Annotated in this window: 17 protein-coding genes and 1 other RNA gene; 3 read left to right on the top strand and 15 right to left on the bottom strand. The window is 42.3% G+C overall.

Features of this window, described 5'->3' with window-relative positions:
- Window positions 1-2: 2 nt before the first annotated feature.
- From rsmB to IYQ92_RS05480, 10 genes are all read right to left on the bottom strand, one after another.
- Window positions 3-1,325, bottom strand: a complete 1,323-nt coding sequence (rsmB, locus tag IYQ92_RS05520; RefSeq protein WP_195675730.1) for a 16S rRNA (cytosine(967)-C(5))-methyltransferase RsmB — start codon at window positions 1,323-1,325, stop codon at window positions 3-5.
- Window positions 1,315-2,250: a methionyl-tRNA formyltransferase gene (gene fmt, locus IYQ92_RS05515; protein WP_195675729.1), complete on the bottom strand. Its 936-nt coding sequence runs from the start codon at window positions 2,248-2,250 to the stop codon at window positions 1,315-1,317. The genes rsmB and fmt overlap by 11 nt, the downstream gene beginning before the upstream one ends.
- 4 nt (window positions 2,251-2,254) lie before the next feature.
- Window positions 2,255-3,217 carry a ketopantoate reductase family protein gene (locus IYQ92_RS05510; RefSeq protein ID WP_195675728.1) on the bottom strand — a complete coding sequence of 321 codons (963 nt, stop codon included), beginning with the start codon at window positions 3,215-3,217 and terminating at the stop codon, window positions 2,255-2,257.
- Between the two features lie 289 nt (window positions 3,218-3,506).
- Window positions 3,507-5,894, bottom strand: a complete 2,388-nt coding sequence (locus IYQ92_RS05505; RefSeq protein WP_195675727.1) for a primosomal protein N' — start codon at window positions 5,892-5,894, stop codon at window positions 3,507-3,509.
- A 267-nt stretch (window positions 5,895-6,161) separates the two neighbouring features.
- Complete coding sequence (gene rpoZ, locus IYQ92_RS05500; protein WP_195675726.1) at window positions 6,162-6,476, bottom strand: DNA-directed RNA polymerase subunit omega; 315 nt, start codon at window positions 6,474-6,476, stop codon at window positions 6,162-6,164.
- Between the two features lie 24 nt (window positions 6,477-6,500).
- Window positions 6,501-7,130 (bottom strand): guanylate kinase, encoded by a 630-nt coding sequence (gmk, locus tag IYQ92_RS05495; protein ID WP_195675725.1) that lies wholly within the window; start codon window positions 7,128-7,130, stop codon window positions 6,501-6,503.
- A 146-nt stretch (window positions 7,131-7,276) separates the two neighbouring features.
- Window positions 7,277-7,549 (bottom strand): hypothetical protein, encoded by a 273-nt coding sequence (locus IYQ92_RS10280; RefSeq protein WP_229311323.1) that lies wholly within the window; start codon window positions 7,547-7,549, stop codon window positions 7,277-7,279.
- Window positions 7,546-7,926, bottom strand: coding sequence for a TMEM175 family protein (locus IYQ92_RS10275; RefSeq protein WP_229311322.1), 381 nt, complete (start codon window positions 7,924-7,926; stop codon window positions 7,546-7,548). Before IYQ92_RS10275 ends, IYQ92_RS10280 begins: the two co-directional genes overlap by 4 nt.
- Before the next feature lie 135 nt (window positions 7,927-8,061).
- On the bottom strand, window positions 8,062-8,859 hold the full coding sequence (locus IYQ92_RS05485) for a putative ABC transporter permease (protein WP_195675724.1): 798 nt from the start codon (window positions 8,857-8,859) through the stop codon (window positions 8,062-8,064).
- Between the two features lie 84 nt (window positions 8,860-8,943).
- Window positions 8,944-10,551, bottom strand: a complete 1,608-nt coding sequence (locus IYQ92_RS05480) for a ribonuclease Y (protein WP_195675723.1) — start codon at window positions 10,549-10,551, stop codon at window positions 8,944-8,946.
- 196 nt (window positions 10,552-10,747) lie between these two features.
- Between IYQ92_RS05480 and IYQ92_RS05475 the strand changes: the two genes are divergently transcribed.
- Window positions 10,748-11,230 (top strand): S-ribosylhomocysteine lyase, encoded by a 483-nt coding sequence (locus IYQ92_RS05475; RefSeq protein ID WP_195675722.1) that lies wholly within the window; start codon window positions 10,748-10,750, stop codon window positions 11,228-11,230.
- Window positions 11,231-11,285: 55 nt separating this feature from the next.
- Here IYQ92_RS05475 and IYQ92_RS05470 read toward each other — a convergent pair whose 3' ends face one another.
- The 5 genes from IYQ92_RS05470 to IYQ92_RS05450 all read right to left on the bottom strand — a co-directional run bounded on the left by IYQ92_RS05470 (window position 11,286) and on the right by IYQ92_RS05450 (window position 15,405).
- Window positions 11,286-12,788, bottom strand: a complete 1,503-nt coding sequence (locus tag IYQ92_RS05470) for a cell division site-positioning protein MapZ family protein (RefSeq protein ID WP_195675721.1) — start codon at window positions 12,786-12,788, stop codon at window positions 11,286-11,288.
- Between the two features lie 9 nt (window positions 12,789-12,797).
- Complete coding sequence (locus IYQ92_RS05465; RefSeq protein WP_195675720.1) at window positions 12,798-13,955, bottom strand: THUMP domain-containing class I SAM-dependent RNA methyltransferase; 1,158 nt, start codon at window positions 13,953-13,955, stop codon at window positions 12,798-12,800.
- A 90-nt stretch (window positions 13,956-14,045) separates the two neighbouring features.
- An RNA gene (gene rnpB / locus IYQ92_RS05460) (RNase P RNA component class B) lies at window positions 14,046-14,414 on the bottom strand.
- A gap of 12 nt (window positions 14,415-14,426) precedes the next feature.
- Window positions 14,427-14,762, bottom strand: a complete 336-nt coding sequence (gene gpsB / locus IYQ92_RS05455) for a cell division regulator GpsB (RefSeq protein WP_195675719.1) — start codon at window positions 14,760-14,762, stop codon at window positions 14,427-14,429.
- Window positions 14,763-14,886: 124 nt separating this feature from the next.
- The gene (locus tag IYQ92_RS05450) at window positions 14,887-15,405 is read right to left on the bottom strand and encodes a DUF1273 domain-containing protein (protein WP_195675718.1); all 519 of its coding nucleotides are present in this window, start codon (window positions 15,403-15,405) and stop codon (window positions 14,887-14,889) included.
- A 75-nt stretch (window positions 15,406-15,480) separates the two neighbouring features.
- Between IYQ92_RS05450 and recU the strand changes: the two genes are divergently transcribed.
- Both recU and pbp1a read left to right on the top strand, forming a co-directional pair.
- Window positions 15,481-16,077, top strand: coding sequence for a Holliday junction resolvase RecU (gene recU, locus IYQ92_RS05445; protein ID WP_195675717.1), 597 nt, complete (start codon window positions 15,481-15,483; stop codon window positions 16,075-16,077).
- Window position 16,078: 1 nt separating this feature from the next.
- A complete protein-coding gene (gene pbp1a, locus IYQ92_RS05440) occupies window positions 16,079-18,283 on the top strand; it encodes a penicillin-binding protein PBP1A (RefSeq protein WP_195675716.1) in 2,205 nt (734 codons plus the stop codon).
- Window positions 18,284-18,300 lie beyond the last annotated feature (17 nt).

Here is an 18,300-nt window from a genome sequence, read left to right as displayed (position 1 = left end):
CACTACAAGATACGACGGATTTGTCCGATAAAAAAGCCGTCTGTGTGATATTGCTCAGGGGTAATCCATAGACAACCGTCCTTGACAATAGCTTCCTGTGTATGACTTAGTTGAACTTGTTCAAAATTGGGGTGTGTCTCCAAGAATTGTTGCAATACTTGGAAATTTTCTTCCTCAAAAATAGTACAAGTACTATAGGTTATTATACCACCTTTACGTAAGGTTTGACAAACGCTTTCTAGAATCTCCAGCTGAATTTTTTGAAGCGAAGCAAAATCTTGATTCTCTTTGTTATACTTGATGTCTGGTTTGCGTCGGATAAGACCGATTCCAGAACATGGGGCATCTACCAAAATCTTGTCAAACGAATCCGCTGCAAAGACCTCGTGAACCTTGGTTGCATCAAGCTTTTTAGTAGAAATCTTGTCAGCGACATGGAGGCGCTCTGCATTTTCTTCAATCAAGGCCAACTTGTGGTCATACAAATCCAGAGCCGTTACCTTACCTGTGGTCAAATATGAAGCCATGTGAGTTGTTTTGCCGCCAGGGGCTGCGCAGGCATCTAAGACTTGCTCGTCTCCCTGCAAATCAAGCGTCGGTGCCACCAGCTGACTAGACTCATCTTGAATGGTAATGAGGCCATTTTTAAAATAATCTGTTGAAGCGAAGTTACCAGAATCAGCGACCAAGGCAGTTGGTGCTAATTCTGAATCGTGGAGACCAAAAGCTGTTTTGATAGTCTCTTTTTGCGCCATATCTGTCACACGAAGACTGGCTTTATTGCGGACAAAAAGGCTCTCCATGATGGCAACTGCACGCTCTTCTCCAAATTGGTCACTTAATTTTTTAACCAACCAAACAGGCACCGAATAGGTGACAGAATAACACTTATTCTTGCGCTTGATGCCATCAAAACTTGGTAGGTTTTCTGTGGAGGCTCTGCGGAGCACAGCATTGACTAATTTTTCAGCACCCTTCTTATTACCACGATTTTTGGCAATAGCTACCGCATCATTGACAATAGCGTGAGCTGGGACATTGTCCAGATATAAAAGCTGATAAAGGCTGAGCATGAGCAGGTCATAGACCCACTTCTCCAACTTGTCACGGTCAGCGATAAAATGCGCCAGGTACCACTCAAGGGTAATCTTGCGAGCTACTGTCCCGTAAACAATCTCTGTCACCAAGCCCTTATCCTTGTCAGAAAGCTGACTGTGCTTGAGATTTTTATTGAGGGCGATATTGGAATAAGCCACTTCTTCGAAGACCTCTTCCAAGGTTTTGAGGGCTAGCCCACGCGCACTCTTCTTCCAATCATTTGCCAAAGTAATCTCCTACTTCCAAATTACGACCAACACCATTCAAGAAATCCTTGATAGCCATGCGAGGTTTACCTGCTGGTTGCACCGTTTTGAGTTCAATAGCTCCGCTGCCTGTCGCAACAACCAATGTTTTTTTGGTTTTAGCGATGATTTGACCTGGCTGACCTTGTCCTTCTGCCATAACCACCTCGTAAAGTTTAAAGCGATTACCGTCAAGTAGCGTATGCGCCACTGGCCATGGATACATGCCACGAACATGATTGAAAATCTCACGCGATGACTTGGTCCAGTCCACACGCTCTTCTTCAGGATTGATATTTGGTGAGAAGGTCGCTTGGCTTTCATCTTGTGGTTCAGGTTTGATGTCACCAGCCATGTAGCCAGGCAGTGTTTCTAATAACAGGTCACGACCAACCACTGCCAGCTTTTCAAACATGGTTCCCACATTGTCCTCGTCGGTAATGGCGATAGAGGCCTTAGCCACCATGTCACCAGCATCCATCTTGGCTACCATTTCCATGATGGTCACACCAGCTTCTTTTTCACCGTTAATGATGGCGTAATGAATAGGCGCACCGCCGCGATATTTAGGAAGGAGCGAAGCGTGGACATTTACGGCAAAATCAACGGAGTTGATAAGCTTCATGGGTAAAAATTGACCAAAGGCTGCGGTCACAATCCCGTCAACTCCAAGTGCCATGATGTCTTCCATCTCTTGGCTTCCTGATATTTTTTCAGGTTGATAGACTGGAAGATTGTGCTCCAAAGCCACTTCCTTAACAGGGGTCATTTTAATTTCTTTCTTGCGGCCAACAGCACGGTCTGGCTGGGTCACAACAGCTAAGACCTCATAGCGGTCATCCGCCAAGAGACCTTTTAGAACCGTCGCTGAAAAATCAGGCGTTCCCATAAAAATAAGTTTCGTCATGTCTTTATTCCTTTAGTTTTTCTTCTATTTTGCTCATGTTTGCTGCAAAGACTGGCATGGAGAGCTTAGCCTCAAGACCTGTTTGGTAAACTTCCTGACAGGCATACAAGATATCATTTTTGTCATTGTGCAAAGTCATGATGCGTCTAGTCAATTCATTACTGGCAAATAGGTGCTTCATCAGTCTACTAGCAATCCAGATGGGAATTTTGTAGGGCAGCAATTCATTCTTGTAAAGTTTCAAATTAACCTGCCTAGCTGCCACAACCTGAACGGTTTCGCGAATAGCCTGGATAGCTCTAGCAAGATTTTTCCTGTCGTCCATTAAAGCTAGAGCCAGCTTTTGCGGATCTTCCAAATCACCTAAAGTAGATGCTGTTGAGGTCACACCAGCATTGATAGCCATGTGGAGCCAAATCCACTCCAGCATATCATGAGGTAGCTCCTGCTTGATATGAGCTGAATCAAAAAGCTTCACCAAATTCTCATAATTGGACACATCAGCACGCTCTTTTCTCTCCAGCATGACATGGTCAAATAAGACAGCACCTAAAATCTTGTCAGACATATGACCGCCTGCTGTTGGAAAGGCTAAAATATAAGGATAATCCCCAACAATAGCTTCAATCTCTTGTCGTTCGAGCCAAAGGTTACAAAAGATAACCAAGGTTCCCTTAATCTCAGCCTGTCGCAAACTGTCAATAGCCGCTTGCAACTTACCCGAACGAACACTGACAAAAATAAAGTCATAAGAAGACTTATCCTTGGCTAGAGCAACTGAATAATCATCTTCTGTTTCCTGCCCTTTAGACTGAAAACGACCATCTAGTAGCTTGACTTGTAAAATCTGTGGGCAAGTTACTCGTTTTTCTTTACGCACTAAGTGCTCAACCTGATGACCAGCCTTCTGAAAAGCATAGGCGTAGGTCGTTCCAATCACGCCCAAGCCTAAAATACAAATATTCATAAGATTATTCTCCTTATGTCACCTCACAATGATTTTAAGTTGAAAATTTTAGTTAACAGTTTTTTAAAAAACATTCGTTTTTTCACTTTTAAGAGTCACTCGCTAACTATCTTCGTTCGAAATTCTCGTTGAAGAGCCACTCGCTAAGCAGAATTTGGTGAAATCTTAGCTAGAGAGCACCGCTCACTAGTGACTTTTTAGCCAAGTGAGGATGGAGAGTGCTCTTCTATCTCTTCTATCTCTTCTATCTCGTCTGACCTCCGCTCTGCCATTATACCATAGATAAGACCTACATAAAATTCTGTGGCTCGTGGTCGATAATCACTTGCAGATTCTTGTAGTCAGGGGTCTGGGTCAAATCGAGAAGCTGATTTAAGACTGGCTCAAGCCCGTCTTCAAATCGGTACTTGATGATAATTTGATAGTGGTAGAGATTGTGTGTTCTGGCAATGGGTTTGGCTGTTGGACCAAGGATAATCACCTTGTCGCTCAGCCCATTTTTCAAAAGTGCCAAGACCTCGTAAGCCTTGCGAATCAAGTGCTCCTCGTCCTTATGCGAGAGGGTCAAGCCGACCGTGAAGAAGTAAGGCGGGTAGCCCAGCTGATGGCGACTGCTCATCTCGTACTTGTAAAAGGCTTCGAAATCCTGCTGTTGAGCCAGCTGAATAGCATAGTGGTTGGGGTTGTAGGTCTGAATCAAGACCTCCCCCTCCTTCTCAGCACGACCTGCACGCCCCGCCACCTGAGTGAGCAGTTGAAAGGTTCGCTCCGAAGCGCGGAAATCTGGCAGATTGAGCGATGTATCCGCATTGAGCACGCCAACCAAGGTCACATTAGGAAAATCCAGTCCCTTGGCAATCATCTGCGTGCCCAACAAAATATCAGCCTTATGCTTACCAAATTTGTCTAAAATCCTCTGATGAGCACCCTTTTTGCGGGTAGTATCCACGTCCATCCGCAGAACACGCGCCTCAGGCAAAACCTGCAACAATTCGTCATAGGCCTTCTGCGTCCCTGTGCCATAGTAGCGAATGCTGCGGCTATCACAGTTGGGACAGGTGTGCGGAATAGCCTTTTCAAAGCCACAATAGTGGCAATTCATGGTCTTAGTATCCATGTGCAAAGTTAGCGAAATATCGCAGTTTGGGCACTCATCCACATAACCACAATCACGGCACATGATGAAACTCGAATAGCCCCGACGGTTGAGCATGAGCACAACCTGCTCTTTCTTGGCAAGCCTATCACGGATTTTATCAAGCAGACGGGGGGTGAAATTGCTGACTTCCTGTTGACCGATAAAGTCTCTAAAGTCCACTATCTCTACTTTGGGGATACGAGCCTTAGGATTGGCACGTTGAGTCAACTCTAAAAAGTCATAGACTCCGCGACTGGCTCTAGCGCGGCTCTCGAGACTTGGTGTCGCTGAACCCATTAGGACGATCGCCTGATGATAGTCCGCACGCAGCAAAGCCACATCACGCGCGTGATAGCGCGGGTTAGACTCCTGCTTGTAGGTCGCCTCGTGTTCCTCGTCGATGATGATGGCACCGATATTTTCTAGGGGGGCGAAAATAGCAGAGCGGGCACCGACAACTACCTTGGCCTTGCCAGACTTAATCTTACGCCACTCGTCGAATTTCTCACCGTCAGACAAGCCTGAGTGCATAATGGCCACCTGCTTGCCAAAGCGTGAAATGAAACGATTGGTCATCTGAGGCGTCAAGGAAATTTCGGGCACCAAAACGATAGCCGTCTTTCCCATTTTCAAGACCTTGTCGATGATGTGGAGGTAAACCTCTGTTTTACCAGAGCCTGTGATACCTTCCAGCAAGAAGGGCTTGTTGGGCTGACCAATTTGGCTGGTCACTCGCTCAACAACTTCCTGCTGTTGCTGATTTAAAGTCAAAAAGTCGGTTTCTGCAACCCCTTCAAAATAATCATCGCTGCGACTGGCTTCCTTCTCAACAACCGTCAGCAAGTCATTGTCCACAAAATACTTGACAACTGGACTTGAAAAGAGCTTATTGAGTTCTGACAGACGGTCCTCCTCAGGATTGCCCAGTAAGTAAGCCTGCAGTTGCTGACGCTTTTTAGCGCGAGAGGAAATCTCGGTAGCGGCTAGTAAATCCAGATTGACCCGATACCACTTCTCCGTCTTGATGGTCTTTTTATCCTTGGCCAAGTAGTGGACTGAAATCAATCCTTTTTGAATGAGACGGCTAGCTAATTGTTGTTGGTCCTGCGACAAGGTCGAATAGGGCACCACTTCCTTGTCGGTAAATAGCAGAGCCTTTTCTTCCGACGAAAGCCCTGGCTGCGCTGTCAACTCCTTATCATACTGAGAGTTGAGCAAGCTAGGCAGCATAGACTTAAGAATGGAAATCTTGTAGGAAAAAACAGTGTGGCGCATACGGTCAGCTAGCTCCAGCTGCTCAGCATTGAGCACCGGCTCAAAATCAAGAACCTCTACGATATCTTTTGTCTCTGAGCCATCATCGTCAGCAAAACCAACGACAAATCCCTGAATCAGGCGGTTGCCCCGTCCGAAAGGCACGTGAACCCGCATGCCAACCTGAACCAAGTCCTCTAAATTTTTTGGAAGACTATAGGAAAAAGGTTTGTCCGTTTGCATGAGGGGCACATCAACGATAACCTGCGCTAATTTTCTTGGCATGAGACCTCCTTTCATCTGCCTTTTGGTTGTTTAGTCTGCTTTTAGTTGGAACAACGAGATTCTGCTAGTACTTGACTACCGCAAACCCAGTTACGAAGTCATAAAAGATAAACTAAACGACCATAAAGGCACAAAAGAGCTGGGCAATCTTGCTCAACTCCTATTCTTTTCTATCCATTTGGCACAGTTGACAAGCAAATTCGTCAGCTGTTAGGAGTAAAGTGACTAAGAATTTAATTCTTATCAATCCTCAAGTTGCTTTAATCCTTAGATTTTTTCGCCGTTTTCTTTTTCTTTGGCAATTTGTTCTTTGATTTTACGTTCTTCTTCTTCCTTAGCCAAACGCTCTGCTTCGATACGAGCGCGGACAGCTGCACGTTTTGCTTCTGGGTCTGGATGAATCACAACGTTTCCTGATTCGATTTCTTCAAGAGCTTGCAAAGTTGCTTTTTCAGAATAGAATTCTTGAGTTGGATTTGCACCAGCTTCCAATTCGTGAGCACGTTTGGCTTGCAAGATAACAAGTGAGTATTTTGAAGGCACTTTATCCAACAATTTGTCGATAGAAGGTTTTAGCATCATAAGGCAGTAATCTCTTTTCTAATCTTATTTAAGGTTTTGATTGGTGTCTTTGACCATGTCAGTGTAATGACCGATGACACGCTCAACACGGTAATGTTCGGTTTCGATAATGCGTTTAACACGTTCGGCTGCAAGGGGAACTTCATCGTTGACAACAGCGTAGTCATATTCGCGCATAAGGGCAATTTCTTCTTTGGCGCGTTCGATGCGTTTGGCAATAACCTCAGCGCTGTCTGTTCCACGACCAACCAAGCGGTCTTTTAATTCTTTCAAATCTGGCGGAGTTAGGAAAATGAAGACACCATCTGGAACTTTAGATTTCACCTGAAGAGCGCCCTGAACTTCGATTTCAAGAAAAACATCAATCCCTTTGTCAAGCGTTTCATTAACGTAAGTCAGCGGTGTTCCGTAATAGTTACCCACATACTCTGCATATTCAAGCATTTGACCATTTTTAATCAATTCTTCAAATTCTTCACGAGTACGGAAGAAATAATCGACACCATCAACTTCACCTGGACGTTGAGGACGTGTTGTCATTGATACAGAATATTCGAATTTATGATCTGGGGTTGAAAAAATCTCTTGCCTAACTGTCCCTTTCCCAACTCCTGATGGTCCTGAAAAGACAATTAGCAAACCGCGTTCAGACATGACACTCTCCTTTATTAGACACAAAAGCTGTAAAACGTTTGACTAGATTTACAGCTAGATTTGCATTAAATTTCTTCCCTTTAGTTTATCAAAAAATGCTGATTTTTTCAAGCGTGAATCCATCAATAAAAAGAGGTTACCCTCTTTTACCGACGATATTTCCTGCTTTTTAAGCCTTTTCTTTTTGGACCATATCCTTGAAAGTCATCCAGCACATTTTGCCCCATTTGGATAAATAAATTGATAACTGTCTGACTTTCACGCCCAGCTTGAAACATTCTTTTTCCAGCCTGATAGCGCGTCCAAAAACGCGATAACGGAGCAATCAAATAAGTATAGACAAAAGCATAAGGGAAAATGCAGGCTAAAATTAACAAGACCAGACGCATAAAAGTGCCACGTCTCCCAAACTCAATCATAGCTGAATAACACCGCCCCTAGCCTCTTCTGGCACTTCTATCAAGCGATAATGAACCAAGCGATGGCGAATGATATCCGTAGACCAGCCGATAAATAAGTTCAGCAGACCATAAACAAAAACCGCCAAAGTCTGATTTTCATAAGACATCATAAATTTTGTTGCTAAAGGAATCAAACAAATAGCCAGATGAGAAAGAACATCAATCCCTAGAATTTCTTCATTGATAGCACTAGCTTCCAAATAATCCTGAGTTCGTTCGTACCAAAAATTGAAAATGACGAAAAAACTAATGATGAAGAGACCAATGCTTTTAATAAATTCTTCCATACCAGCAGCTGTCGCTGGAGCCTTGATTTCTAATACCAATATGATCATGGCGATGGCTAGAATAGCATCACTGAGAGCATCGAAGCGTTCCTTAAATTTTGCATAATTCCTCCTTAAACACTTTTACCATTATAATTAACTTTTCACTGGGTCGTTATCACTCAATAAGCTAAGGATTTCCAGTTATTTTTTATCCTTTTTTGACTTTTTAAATTGAGCTATTTGTTTTCTTAAATCTGTTACAAAAGGAACATCAATTCCTTTAAATTGGCTATAGTTTTTCATCAAGCGGCGTTGGTTAAAATGGAAAGGTTTGATGTTTTTTTCTTGTAAAAATTCTTCAGTATGTTGTCGTAACTCCTCCAAACGTTGGCTGAAAAGCTCTGCTTGCTGTGCCAAATCATCCACCTCTTGACGGACATTTCCTTTCATCCGATTCTGTTCATCTCTAATCTTATTTTCCAAGGAAAGGGCTGCCTTGTGAAATTGTGCTGTATCAACCACCGTCCAAACGAGGTCAGCTAGCATCAGAAGCATAATCAAGAATGCCCAGTAAGAAGGAATTATTAGGACAAGCGTCATAACATGAGGCTGAATCCACTTCACCAAAACCAAGACGCCAAATCCCCAAAAAAGGGAAATACGCGGAGCAATCCGTCCTTTAATATTGCCTTTTTCATGACTATAATCCCACAAAGTCATGTGGAAAAAGATCTCCAAAAACCAACCCGCCAGGTACTCAAAGGCTGTCGCAATGACTAGACCGCTTAAAAATAGGCTGAGCAGATGGGCTTGAAAAGGCTGAGTAAACACAAGTACCGTTGTCACAGCAAAGCCATAGACTGGACAATAAGGACCGAACAAAAAGCCCCGATAAACAAAATGTTTATCTAAAATGGAGCAATAAATCGTCTCCCACAGCCAACCAATAAAGGAATAGATGAAAAAGAGAAAAACGAGTTCTGGAAAGGAATAATACATAAAACGACCTCACTTTTCCTACCATTATAGACCTTTTCAGAGGTTAATTCAAAACTAAAAAAGAAGCCTTTCGACTTCTTAATCTTATTTCGCATAGTCAACAGCACGCATTTCACGGATAACTGTGACTTTGATATTTCCTGGATAATCCAAGTTTTGTTCAATTTGTTCACGTACTTTATGAGAAAGAATAACCACTTGGTCGTCTGAAACCTTACCCGGCTGAACCATAATGCGGATTTCACGACCTGCTTGAAGGGCGTAAGCATTTTGCACGCCGTCAAAGCTAGTCGCAATCTCTTCCAAATCACGGAGACGTTTGATGTGGTTTTCCATTGACTCATTACGAGCACCTGGACGGGCGGAACTGAGGGCATCAGCTGCTGCAACAAGGACGGCAATAACTGATTCTGGTTCAACATCCCCGTGGTGGCTGGCAATGGTATTAACAACTACTGGATGTTCTTTGTACTTGCGAGCAAACTCCGTTCCGATTTCAACGTGGCTACCTTCGACCTCACGGTCAATGGCTTTCCCCATGTCATGAAGGAAACCTGCACGACGGGCAAGGTCAACATTTTCCCCAAGCTCACCAGCAAGGATACCAGCTAATTTACCAACTTCAACGGAGTGGCGAAGGACATTTTGACCATAAGATGTACGGAACTGCAAGCGTCCCATAATCTTGATGAGGTCTGGATGAAGGTTTGGCACCCCAATTTCAAAGGCTGCTGCTTCACCATATTCACGAATGCGGTGATCCATTTCAAGACGATTTTTCTCAACCAATTCTTCGATACGAGCTGGATGAATGCGTCCATCTTGGATAAGAGATTCCAAGGTCATACGAGCAATTTCACGACGAATTGGGTCAAAACCTGATAGAACAACGACTTCAGGTGTATCATCAATGATAACATCAATCCCTGTCAAGCTCTCAAGGGTACGAATATTACGACCCTCGCGCCCAATAATACGCCCTTTCATACTATCGTCAGGCAGGTGAACCGTTGTGATAGTCTGTTCCGTCACATAATCACCAGCCAAACGTTGCATGGCTTGCGCAAGCAGATTCTTAGCAATCTTGTCAGATTTATCCTTAACTTCACGCTCCGCCTCTTTAATGCGGGTCGCAATGTCGTGGGTCAAATCTTTTTCCGTGTTAGCTAAAATAATTTCTCTAGCTTCAGACTGGCTGAGCTCTGCCACTCGCTCCAACTCTTCAGCTTTTTTCATTTCTAAACTAGCGATGTTTTGTTCACGCTCATCGATATGTCTAGATTTATCTGTGAGACTCTGTTCTTTGCTGTCTAACGACTTTTCTTTATCAGATAGATTTTCATCCTTACGATCAAGGGTCACGGCACGTTCTGCCAAACGTGATTCCATTTTCTTCAACTCTTGTCTTTCAGATTTAAATTCCTTTTCAATCTCCTCACGATACTTTCTAGCCTCTTCCTTAGCTTCCAGCAACAACTCTTTTTTCTGAGCCTTGCTTTCACGCTCTGCCGTTTTACGCACGTGCTCAGCCTCTAATTCAGCCTGTCCACGAAGGTTAACAGCATCCTGTTCTGCATTAAGAAGAGTCAGCTCTGCAGCTTCTTTAGCCGATTTCAATCGCGTCGAAATCACTGCATAACCGACAATCAAACCAATGAGAGCACAAACAATCGCTAAAACAATATTTAACATGTCTGTACCTCTAATTTCTATTGGATTTCCCAAACGAAAGTCCATCTTTAAGTTTACCATAAAAAAGGCGTTTTCACAATTTAAAATTGTCATGCCATTTGTGGTATGGTATGATAAAGGCAGATAATGTTTTTGGAAAATGAGCTGGCGCTGACAGTCAGCACTTCCAAGCTGTGCTATAAAAAGGAGAATTACCATGACTAAAGAAATCGTTGTCGAAAGTTTTGAACTCGACCATACTGCCGTTAAGGCACCTTACGTTCGTTTGATTTCTGAAGAGACCGGACCTGTTGGTGACGTAATTACCAACTTTGACATCCGCCTCATCCAACCAAACGAAAACGCTATTGATACCGCTGGTCTTCACACCATCGAACACTTACTTGCCAAACTCATTCGCGAACGCATCGATGGCATGATTGATTGCTCACCATTTGGTTGCCGTACCGGTTTCCACCTCATCATGTGGGGCAAACACGATTCAACAACAATTGCTAAAGTGCTTAAATCGAGCCTTGAAGCTATCGCTACCACTGTGACCTGGGAAGACGTTCCTGGAACAACCATCGAATCATGCGGTAACTACAAAGACCACAGCCTTCATTCAGCACGTGAATGGGCAAAACTCATCTTGGCTAACGGTATCTCAGACGATGCCTTCGAACGCCATCTTGTTTAATTTCATTTTTCAGAACAAGCAAATAAGCTAGGCAAATTGCCTAACTTATTTTTTATTAGTAATCAAGACTGTCTGCATTACCTGGCGCATTCCCAACGAAATATCCTGTCTTGGCATTGATTGAGAAGAGGTATGTACCATCTGGTTTAAACATATTGTAATAACCATTGCCATTGATAATATTGACAGGTTCAAGGATGTAATTATTTCCTTGGATATAACCACGCGCTTGCGCTGTTGCCACAATTTTTTCAAGAACACCTGAAGAAAAAGTCCAAGCAGCATTTGAGGTATCTGCAATCGCAGAATCATTGTAAGGAACACGGCTACGGCTACGTTCAAGATTGACTGAACTTGATTGTGAAGCTGTCGCAGTATCAGTTGTTGTTCCTGTACTTGCAGAGGACTGAGCTGATGAAGTTGCTGTGGATTGCTCTGCTTGACTTTGGCTAGTATCACCAGCAGCCGCAGATAGCTGGTCACGGCCAGTGGAAATTGCTGATTGCAACAAACTATCAAGACTAGCATTACCAGTATTGAGAACGCTACTTGCTAAATCATCAAAATTAGCATCACTTTTAGCCATTCCATCCACCTTATTACCATCAACGATGACATCAGCATTAAATTTGGCATTCACAGCTTGAATAGCTGAAATTTGGCGGTTCAAGCTATCATACTTACTTTTAGCATCATCGTAATAGCTTGTTTTCTCAAGCTTTTTGAGTGCTTCTTCCAATTTCGATAAATTACCAAATTCGCTGTTTTTAAGTTTTGTCTGCTCTGAATCCGTGAAGAAAGTTTTATACAAATCTGTAAAAGCTTGCGCATTTTTCTTGGCAGTAGCTGCTTTCTTACTGGTTGATGAGGACTTGCTTGTAGAGGTTGAAGATTTACTCATTGTTGATGACGATGAAGTAGCCGTTTGGCTAGACTCAGTCATCTTATTCAATCCATAAGCGCCACCAAAAATGGCAAGTACTAAAGCAACCAGCGAGCCTATAATCACTCGTTTATTTTTATAGAGAGGTTGATTAGCATCTGCAGTTGCTAAAGCGATGGTCTCATTTGGTTCAGTTGGTACAGCAGTCTCACTGACTTCCTCATCATTTGGAAGAGGAATCTCTTCTGCGAGGTCAGTTTCCTCTTCCACAACCTTGTCAACTTCCGCAGGTTCACTATCCTCATTGACTGGAATATCAGATGGAGTCTCTTCACTGTCGGTTGAAACTTCTTCTGCTGAGTTCTCTTCCTCTGCTTGTTCCTCATCCTCAGCCATTAGTTGCGATAATTCTTCGCGTTGTTTTTGAATGAAGACATCTAAAGCTGCTGTGTCTAATTGCTCAAAATCAGTTGCCTTAGCCTCAAATTTTTGCGAGGCAACCTCTTCTCTATGCTGTTTGATATACTTATCTAAAACACTATCTTCCTCTGTCACGCCCGCTTTAAGCTCTGATTCCTTACGCATAGCATCACCAACGGTCATATTTTGTGCTTCCTTAAAATCAATGCCTTCATGTTCTGGAGTAACTGAAGACGTCTTATTTTCGTCTGACATGCCCTCTCCTTATTGCTTCACTTGGCGTTTCACACGTTCGCCATAATATTGGTACAAATCAACTCTCAAAGTACCGTTATACAATTTACGTTTTTTATCAGCTTGAGCTCCGTATTTTTTCTCGAACCCTTCATCGCTGGTCAGGATAAACTTACTCCATGTTTTAAGCGGAGCGAAGGTCTGTCCCATTTCATTATACAAAACATCAACTGCTTTGTCATCCAGAAGTCGCTCCCCATAAGGTGGATTTGAAATAATAACCCCGTTAATTTTGTCTGTTCGGAGGTCCTGCAGACGCATTTGTTTCAATTTGATAACATCTCCGAGTCCAGCCTCTTCAGCGTTTTGCTTGGCAATCTCAACCATACGACCATCAATATCAAATCCTGAAATATCAAGTTCGACATCATAATCAGCCTTGCTTTCTGCTTCATCGCGAACAGCTTGGACAAGGTCTTTATCAACCCAGTTCCATTCTTCAAAAGCAAAATCACGATTAAATCCAGGAGCAATATTCATTCCAATCATGGCAGCTTCAATACAGAAGGTTCCAGAACCGCATGTTGGGTCAATGAAAGGCTTGTCTGGGAACCAGTTAGACAGCTCGATAATAGCGGCAGCCATATTTTCCTTAATCGGTGCGCCACCTTTTTCCGTACGGTAACCGCGTTTAAAAAGGCTTGAGCCGGTCGTATCAATCATAACCGTCGCCTTATCCTTCAAAATAGAAACTTCGATTTTAAATTCAGCTCCGTTTTCTTGTAAAGGAACACCTTCTGGGCGATGGTAAACTTTTTGAAGCTTTTTCACCACCGCTTTTTTAGAAATGGCCTGAACACTTGGCTCGTTATGCAATTTTGATTTAACACATTTGGCTTTGGAAATAGGAAACTTGGCTCCGAGTGGCAAGTAATTTTCCCAATCCAAGGCAAACACACCTTGAAACAATTCTTCAAAAGTGCGCGCCGAAAATTCACCGACAACAATTTTCACACGATCAGCTGCGCGCAACCAAAGATTGGTCTCAGCAATAGTCTTTACATTTCCTTCAAAAACGACCTTCCCATTTTCGACCTGACAATCAATACCCATGTTGCGAATTTCTTTGCCGACCACCGCTTCTAGACCAGCGGCAGCTGTCGCAACTAATTTAAACTGTTCTTTCATATTTTCCTCTGATTTCTGATACTCAATCTACTTTTAAACTTAAAAATGGGCTGAGATTTGTAATCCCAGCCTGAAACCTATTATGCAATTTTCTGTAAGCCATGTTTTGTTCCAGAGGCAACTAGGAACTTGCCTCCTTCGATAATCATCTGTCTACTGTAAAACAGTCAGGATAGATTGTTCTGCTTCCTACTATCCCGTGCCCCTACCAAAGTTTGGGTTGCTAGCTTGAGGGGTTTACCGCGTTCCACTTCCTAAGTTTCCCTAGAAACTACGTCACTGTGGCACTTTTCAAAGCTATTAAAGCATATCCGAAGACTTAGCTCGTTCGCTTGCCGTAAGGTATCGCTACCTCCCTAGGCTTATTGATTCGCCTAGCACAAACACTACCGGCATCACAGCCAGTGCTAGCATGGACTTTCCTCATGATGGTAATCCATCACGCGATTATCCAAAAATTGCACATTGCCTCTACTCGACAATCTGTTTGCCAAAAACTTCCTTTTCCAAGCGACTGATACGCTTCAAAATATCAAAGTTAGTTGCTGATTGTGTGACTGGCTGATGAGGTTCCAACACTGAAGACCCTACTGTTGAACGAAGCGGAGTTGATGGTGTTTTCTCCTTAAGTTGTTGCTTTAAACGATTATTTTCCGCTTGTAGATTTTCAAGTTGCTCAATATAACTCTCGTAATCTTTGATAACATTATCAAGAAATTCGTCAACTTCTTTTTTATCATACCCGCGCATACTGTTCTTAAAATCTTGCTCAAAAATATCTTTTGGGCTATAAATAATACTTGCCATTCTATTCTCCAAACTGGTCAAATCGCCGTTATATTACATTTTAAACATTTTATAACAGTATAAATGATACCTAAAATAAACGAAAAAATCAAGCAGAAACGTTATCAAAATGAAAAAGGTCATTCTACTCTTCTAAGAGTTCATTCAAACGGTCAAAGGTTAAAAAGTGAATGTCGTAGCCTGGTGTTTCGGTCATCTGAGCAAGTAGATATTTCAAATTTGTCTCATTTTCCGGGTTATAAAATATGTAGGCCTCGTCGGTATTTGCAATCATAAAGTGGTTATACTGTCTAAACTGCGATGGATTTTCATAGCTTGGATAGGTGTATTTGACAAAATCGACCTGCTTGAAAGCCGCTAATTTTTCTTGATTGGCTTCGTTCCAATTGGCTCCCTGATTTTCAAATGTAAAGATGGTCGCAATCTGAAAATCATAGTCGCTCTGCAATTCCTTTGCTACTTCTAGCGCCCAATACTCAAAGCCAAGATTCCCCATGAAAATAAACCACTCCGCACCATCGTCCAAATAGCGCTCAAAATCCTTTCGAATCGCTTTTTTAATGATAGAAACTCTCGGATCCTTGTCTTGGAAAATGCCAAGTTCAAAACTTTTGTAACCCGTTACCAGAATCGTAGTCTTCAATTTGTAGTCCTCTCTAAAATTATGGTATAATAGTGGTGCTTTTAATAGCACTAAGTTTATGATGTTAGGAGAAATATGGTTAATTACCCTCATCATCTTACTCGCAAACCAGCAAAGACCAACACTAAGAAAAAGACGGTTAATTTTGCTAATCGCGGTATGTCCTTTGAATCAGCTATAAACGCCACCAATGATTTCTATTTATCACGTGGTCGAGCTGTTATTCATAAAAAACCAACCCCAATTCAGATTGTCAAGGTCGACTATCCTATGCGAAGTCGTGCTAAGATTGTCGAGGCTTACTTTAGACAAGCATCAACAACTGACTATTCTGGGGTTTATAAAGGACATTATGTCGATTTTGAAGCTAAGGAAACTCGTCAAAAAACAGCCATGCCTATGAAAAATTTTCATGCTCACCAAATTGAGCACATGGCTAACGTTCTTAAACAAGACGGTATTTGCTTTGTACTCCTTCACTTCTCTGCGCTAAAAGAAACTTATCTTTTACCAGCCTCGCATTTGATTGCTTTTTATCAGATTGATCACGGCACCAAATCAATGCCACTTGATTATATCAAAAAAAATGGCTTCTTGGTAAAAGAGGAGGCTATCCCTCAAGTTCCTTACTTAGACGTTATAGAAGAAAAACTATTAGGCGGTGAATCATAAAATGAAAACATTTCTCAAGGTACTAAAATACGGATTCGGTATCTTCATGGGACTGGTCATTATTGGAATCATCTCTGGTGGGCTACTCTTTTCTTACTACATTAGCAATGCCCCAAAATTATCAGAGAAATCTCTCAAATCGACCAACTCCAGTCTAGTCTATGATAGCAGTAATAACCTGATTGCGGACTTGGGTTCAGAAAAACGTGAAAACGTTAGTGCAGATAGCATTCCACTTAATCTAGTTAATGCTATCACCTCTATTGAAGATAAGCGTTTCTTCAAACACCGCGGAATTGATATCTATCGTATCATGGGAGCTGCCCTTCATAACTTGACAAGCAGTTCTACCCAAGGTGGGTCAACCCTTGATCAACAGTTGATTAAATTAGCTTATTTCTCTACCAAAGAATCTGACCAAACCATGAGGCGTAAGGCCCAAGAAGTTTGGCTAGCTCTTCAAATGGAACGTAAATACACCAAAGAAGAAATTCTAACCTTCTACATCAACAAGGTTTACATGGGAAATGGGAACTATGGAATGCGTACAGCAGCCAAGTCTTACTTTGGTAAAGATTTGAAAGATTTGTCAATCGCTCAATTGGCACTACTTGCTGGTATTCCACAAGCTCCTAGTCAATATGACCCTTACACTAACGCTGATGCTGCAACAACACGTCGTAATACCGTTTTGGAAGAAATGTATGAAGACGGAAATATCACTAGGAAACAATATAAAGAAGCAGTTGCAACTCCTGTAACAGATGGTCTTCAAACTTTAACAGAGCGTACAACTTATCCGAAATATCTTGATAACTACCTCAAACAAGTTATCGAAGAGGTTAAGACAAAAACAGGACAAGATATCTTCTCAGCTGGTCTTAAAGTTTACACAAACGTTAACACAGACGTGCAACAGCATCTATGGGACATCTATAATTCAGATACTTATGTTGCATACCCTGACTCTGACTTGCAGGTGGCTTCTACCATCGTTGATGTATCAAATGGTAATGTCATTGCCCAATTGGGTGCTCGTAATCAGGATACCTCTGTTTCATTTGGTACCAATCAGGCTGTCTTAACCGACCGTGACTGGGGATCAACAATGAAACCAATCACTGACTATGCGCCAGCTATTGAAAACGGTGTTTATAAGAGCACTGCTGCAACTACCAGTGACACAATCACTTATTGGCCTGGCACATCAACTCAGATTTACAACTGGGATCGTCAATATTATGGCTCTATGACTATTCAAACAGCCATCCAACAATCTCGTAACGTACCCGCAGTTAAAGCCCTACAAGCCGTCGGTCTTGATGAAGCTAAAACTTTCCTTGAAGGTTTGGGCATCTATTATCCTGAGCTTTACTACTCTAACGCTATTTCAAGCTCTACCAGCTCATCAGATAGTAAATACGGAGCAAGCAGTGTCAAGATGGCTGCCGCTTACGCCGCTTTCGCTAATGGTGGTACTTACTATGAGCCTCAATATATTAACAAAATTGAGTTCAACGATAATACCAGCAAGACCTATGCAGCAACTGGTAAGCGTGCTATGAAAGAAACAACGGCTTACATGATGACCGCTATGATGAAAACGGTATTGACATACGGTACTGGTACAAATGCTGCTATTTCTGGTGTTTATCAGGCAGGTAAAACAGGTACATCTAACTACTCAGACGATGAACTTGCTCAAGTCCAAGCTAACACTGGCATCTATAATAGCGTTGTCGGTACCATGGCTCCTGATGAAATGTTCGTTGGCTATACCAATAAGTATGCTATGGCTGTTTGGACAGGTTACAAGAATCGTCTAACACCAATCTACGGCGATGGGCTAAATGTTGCATCAGATGTTTATAAAGCAGCACAGCTTTATCTAAACCAAAACTTTGGTAGTGGATCTACAGACTTCACAATGCCTAGTGGTCTTTATGCAAGTGGTGGTCATTACTATTTAAGTGGAACCAAAACAACCAATAGCAACACATCATCTGTGTACAATAATCTTTATAGTAGTACGACTACTACCAGTGAAGAGGCAACTTCTGATAATGATACCAAATCTAGTTCGTCAGAAACCTCAAGTAGTGATGCTACAACTGAAACAAGTACCTCTGACAAGGGCAATACATCCGTTGATTCAGGAACAACAGATTCCTCAACAGATAATAATAATGCCAATTCTAATAACTAATATGAAAAAGACTTGGA

The organism is Streptococcus sp. HF-1907 (assembly GCF_015594605.1).
GTDB lineage: Bacteria > Bacillota > Bacilli > Lactobacillales > Streptococcaceae > Streptococcus.
The sequence above is the reverse complement of the archived record's forward strand: the minus strand, read 5'-3'. Positions and strand labels throughout refer to the sequence as shown.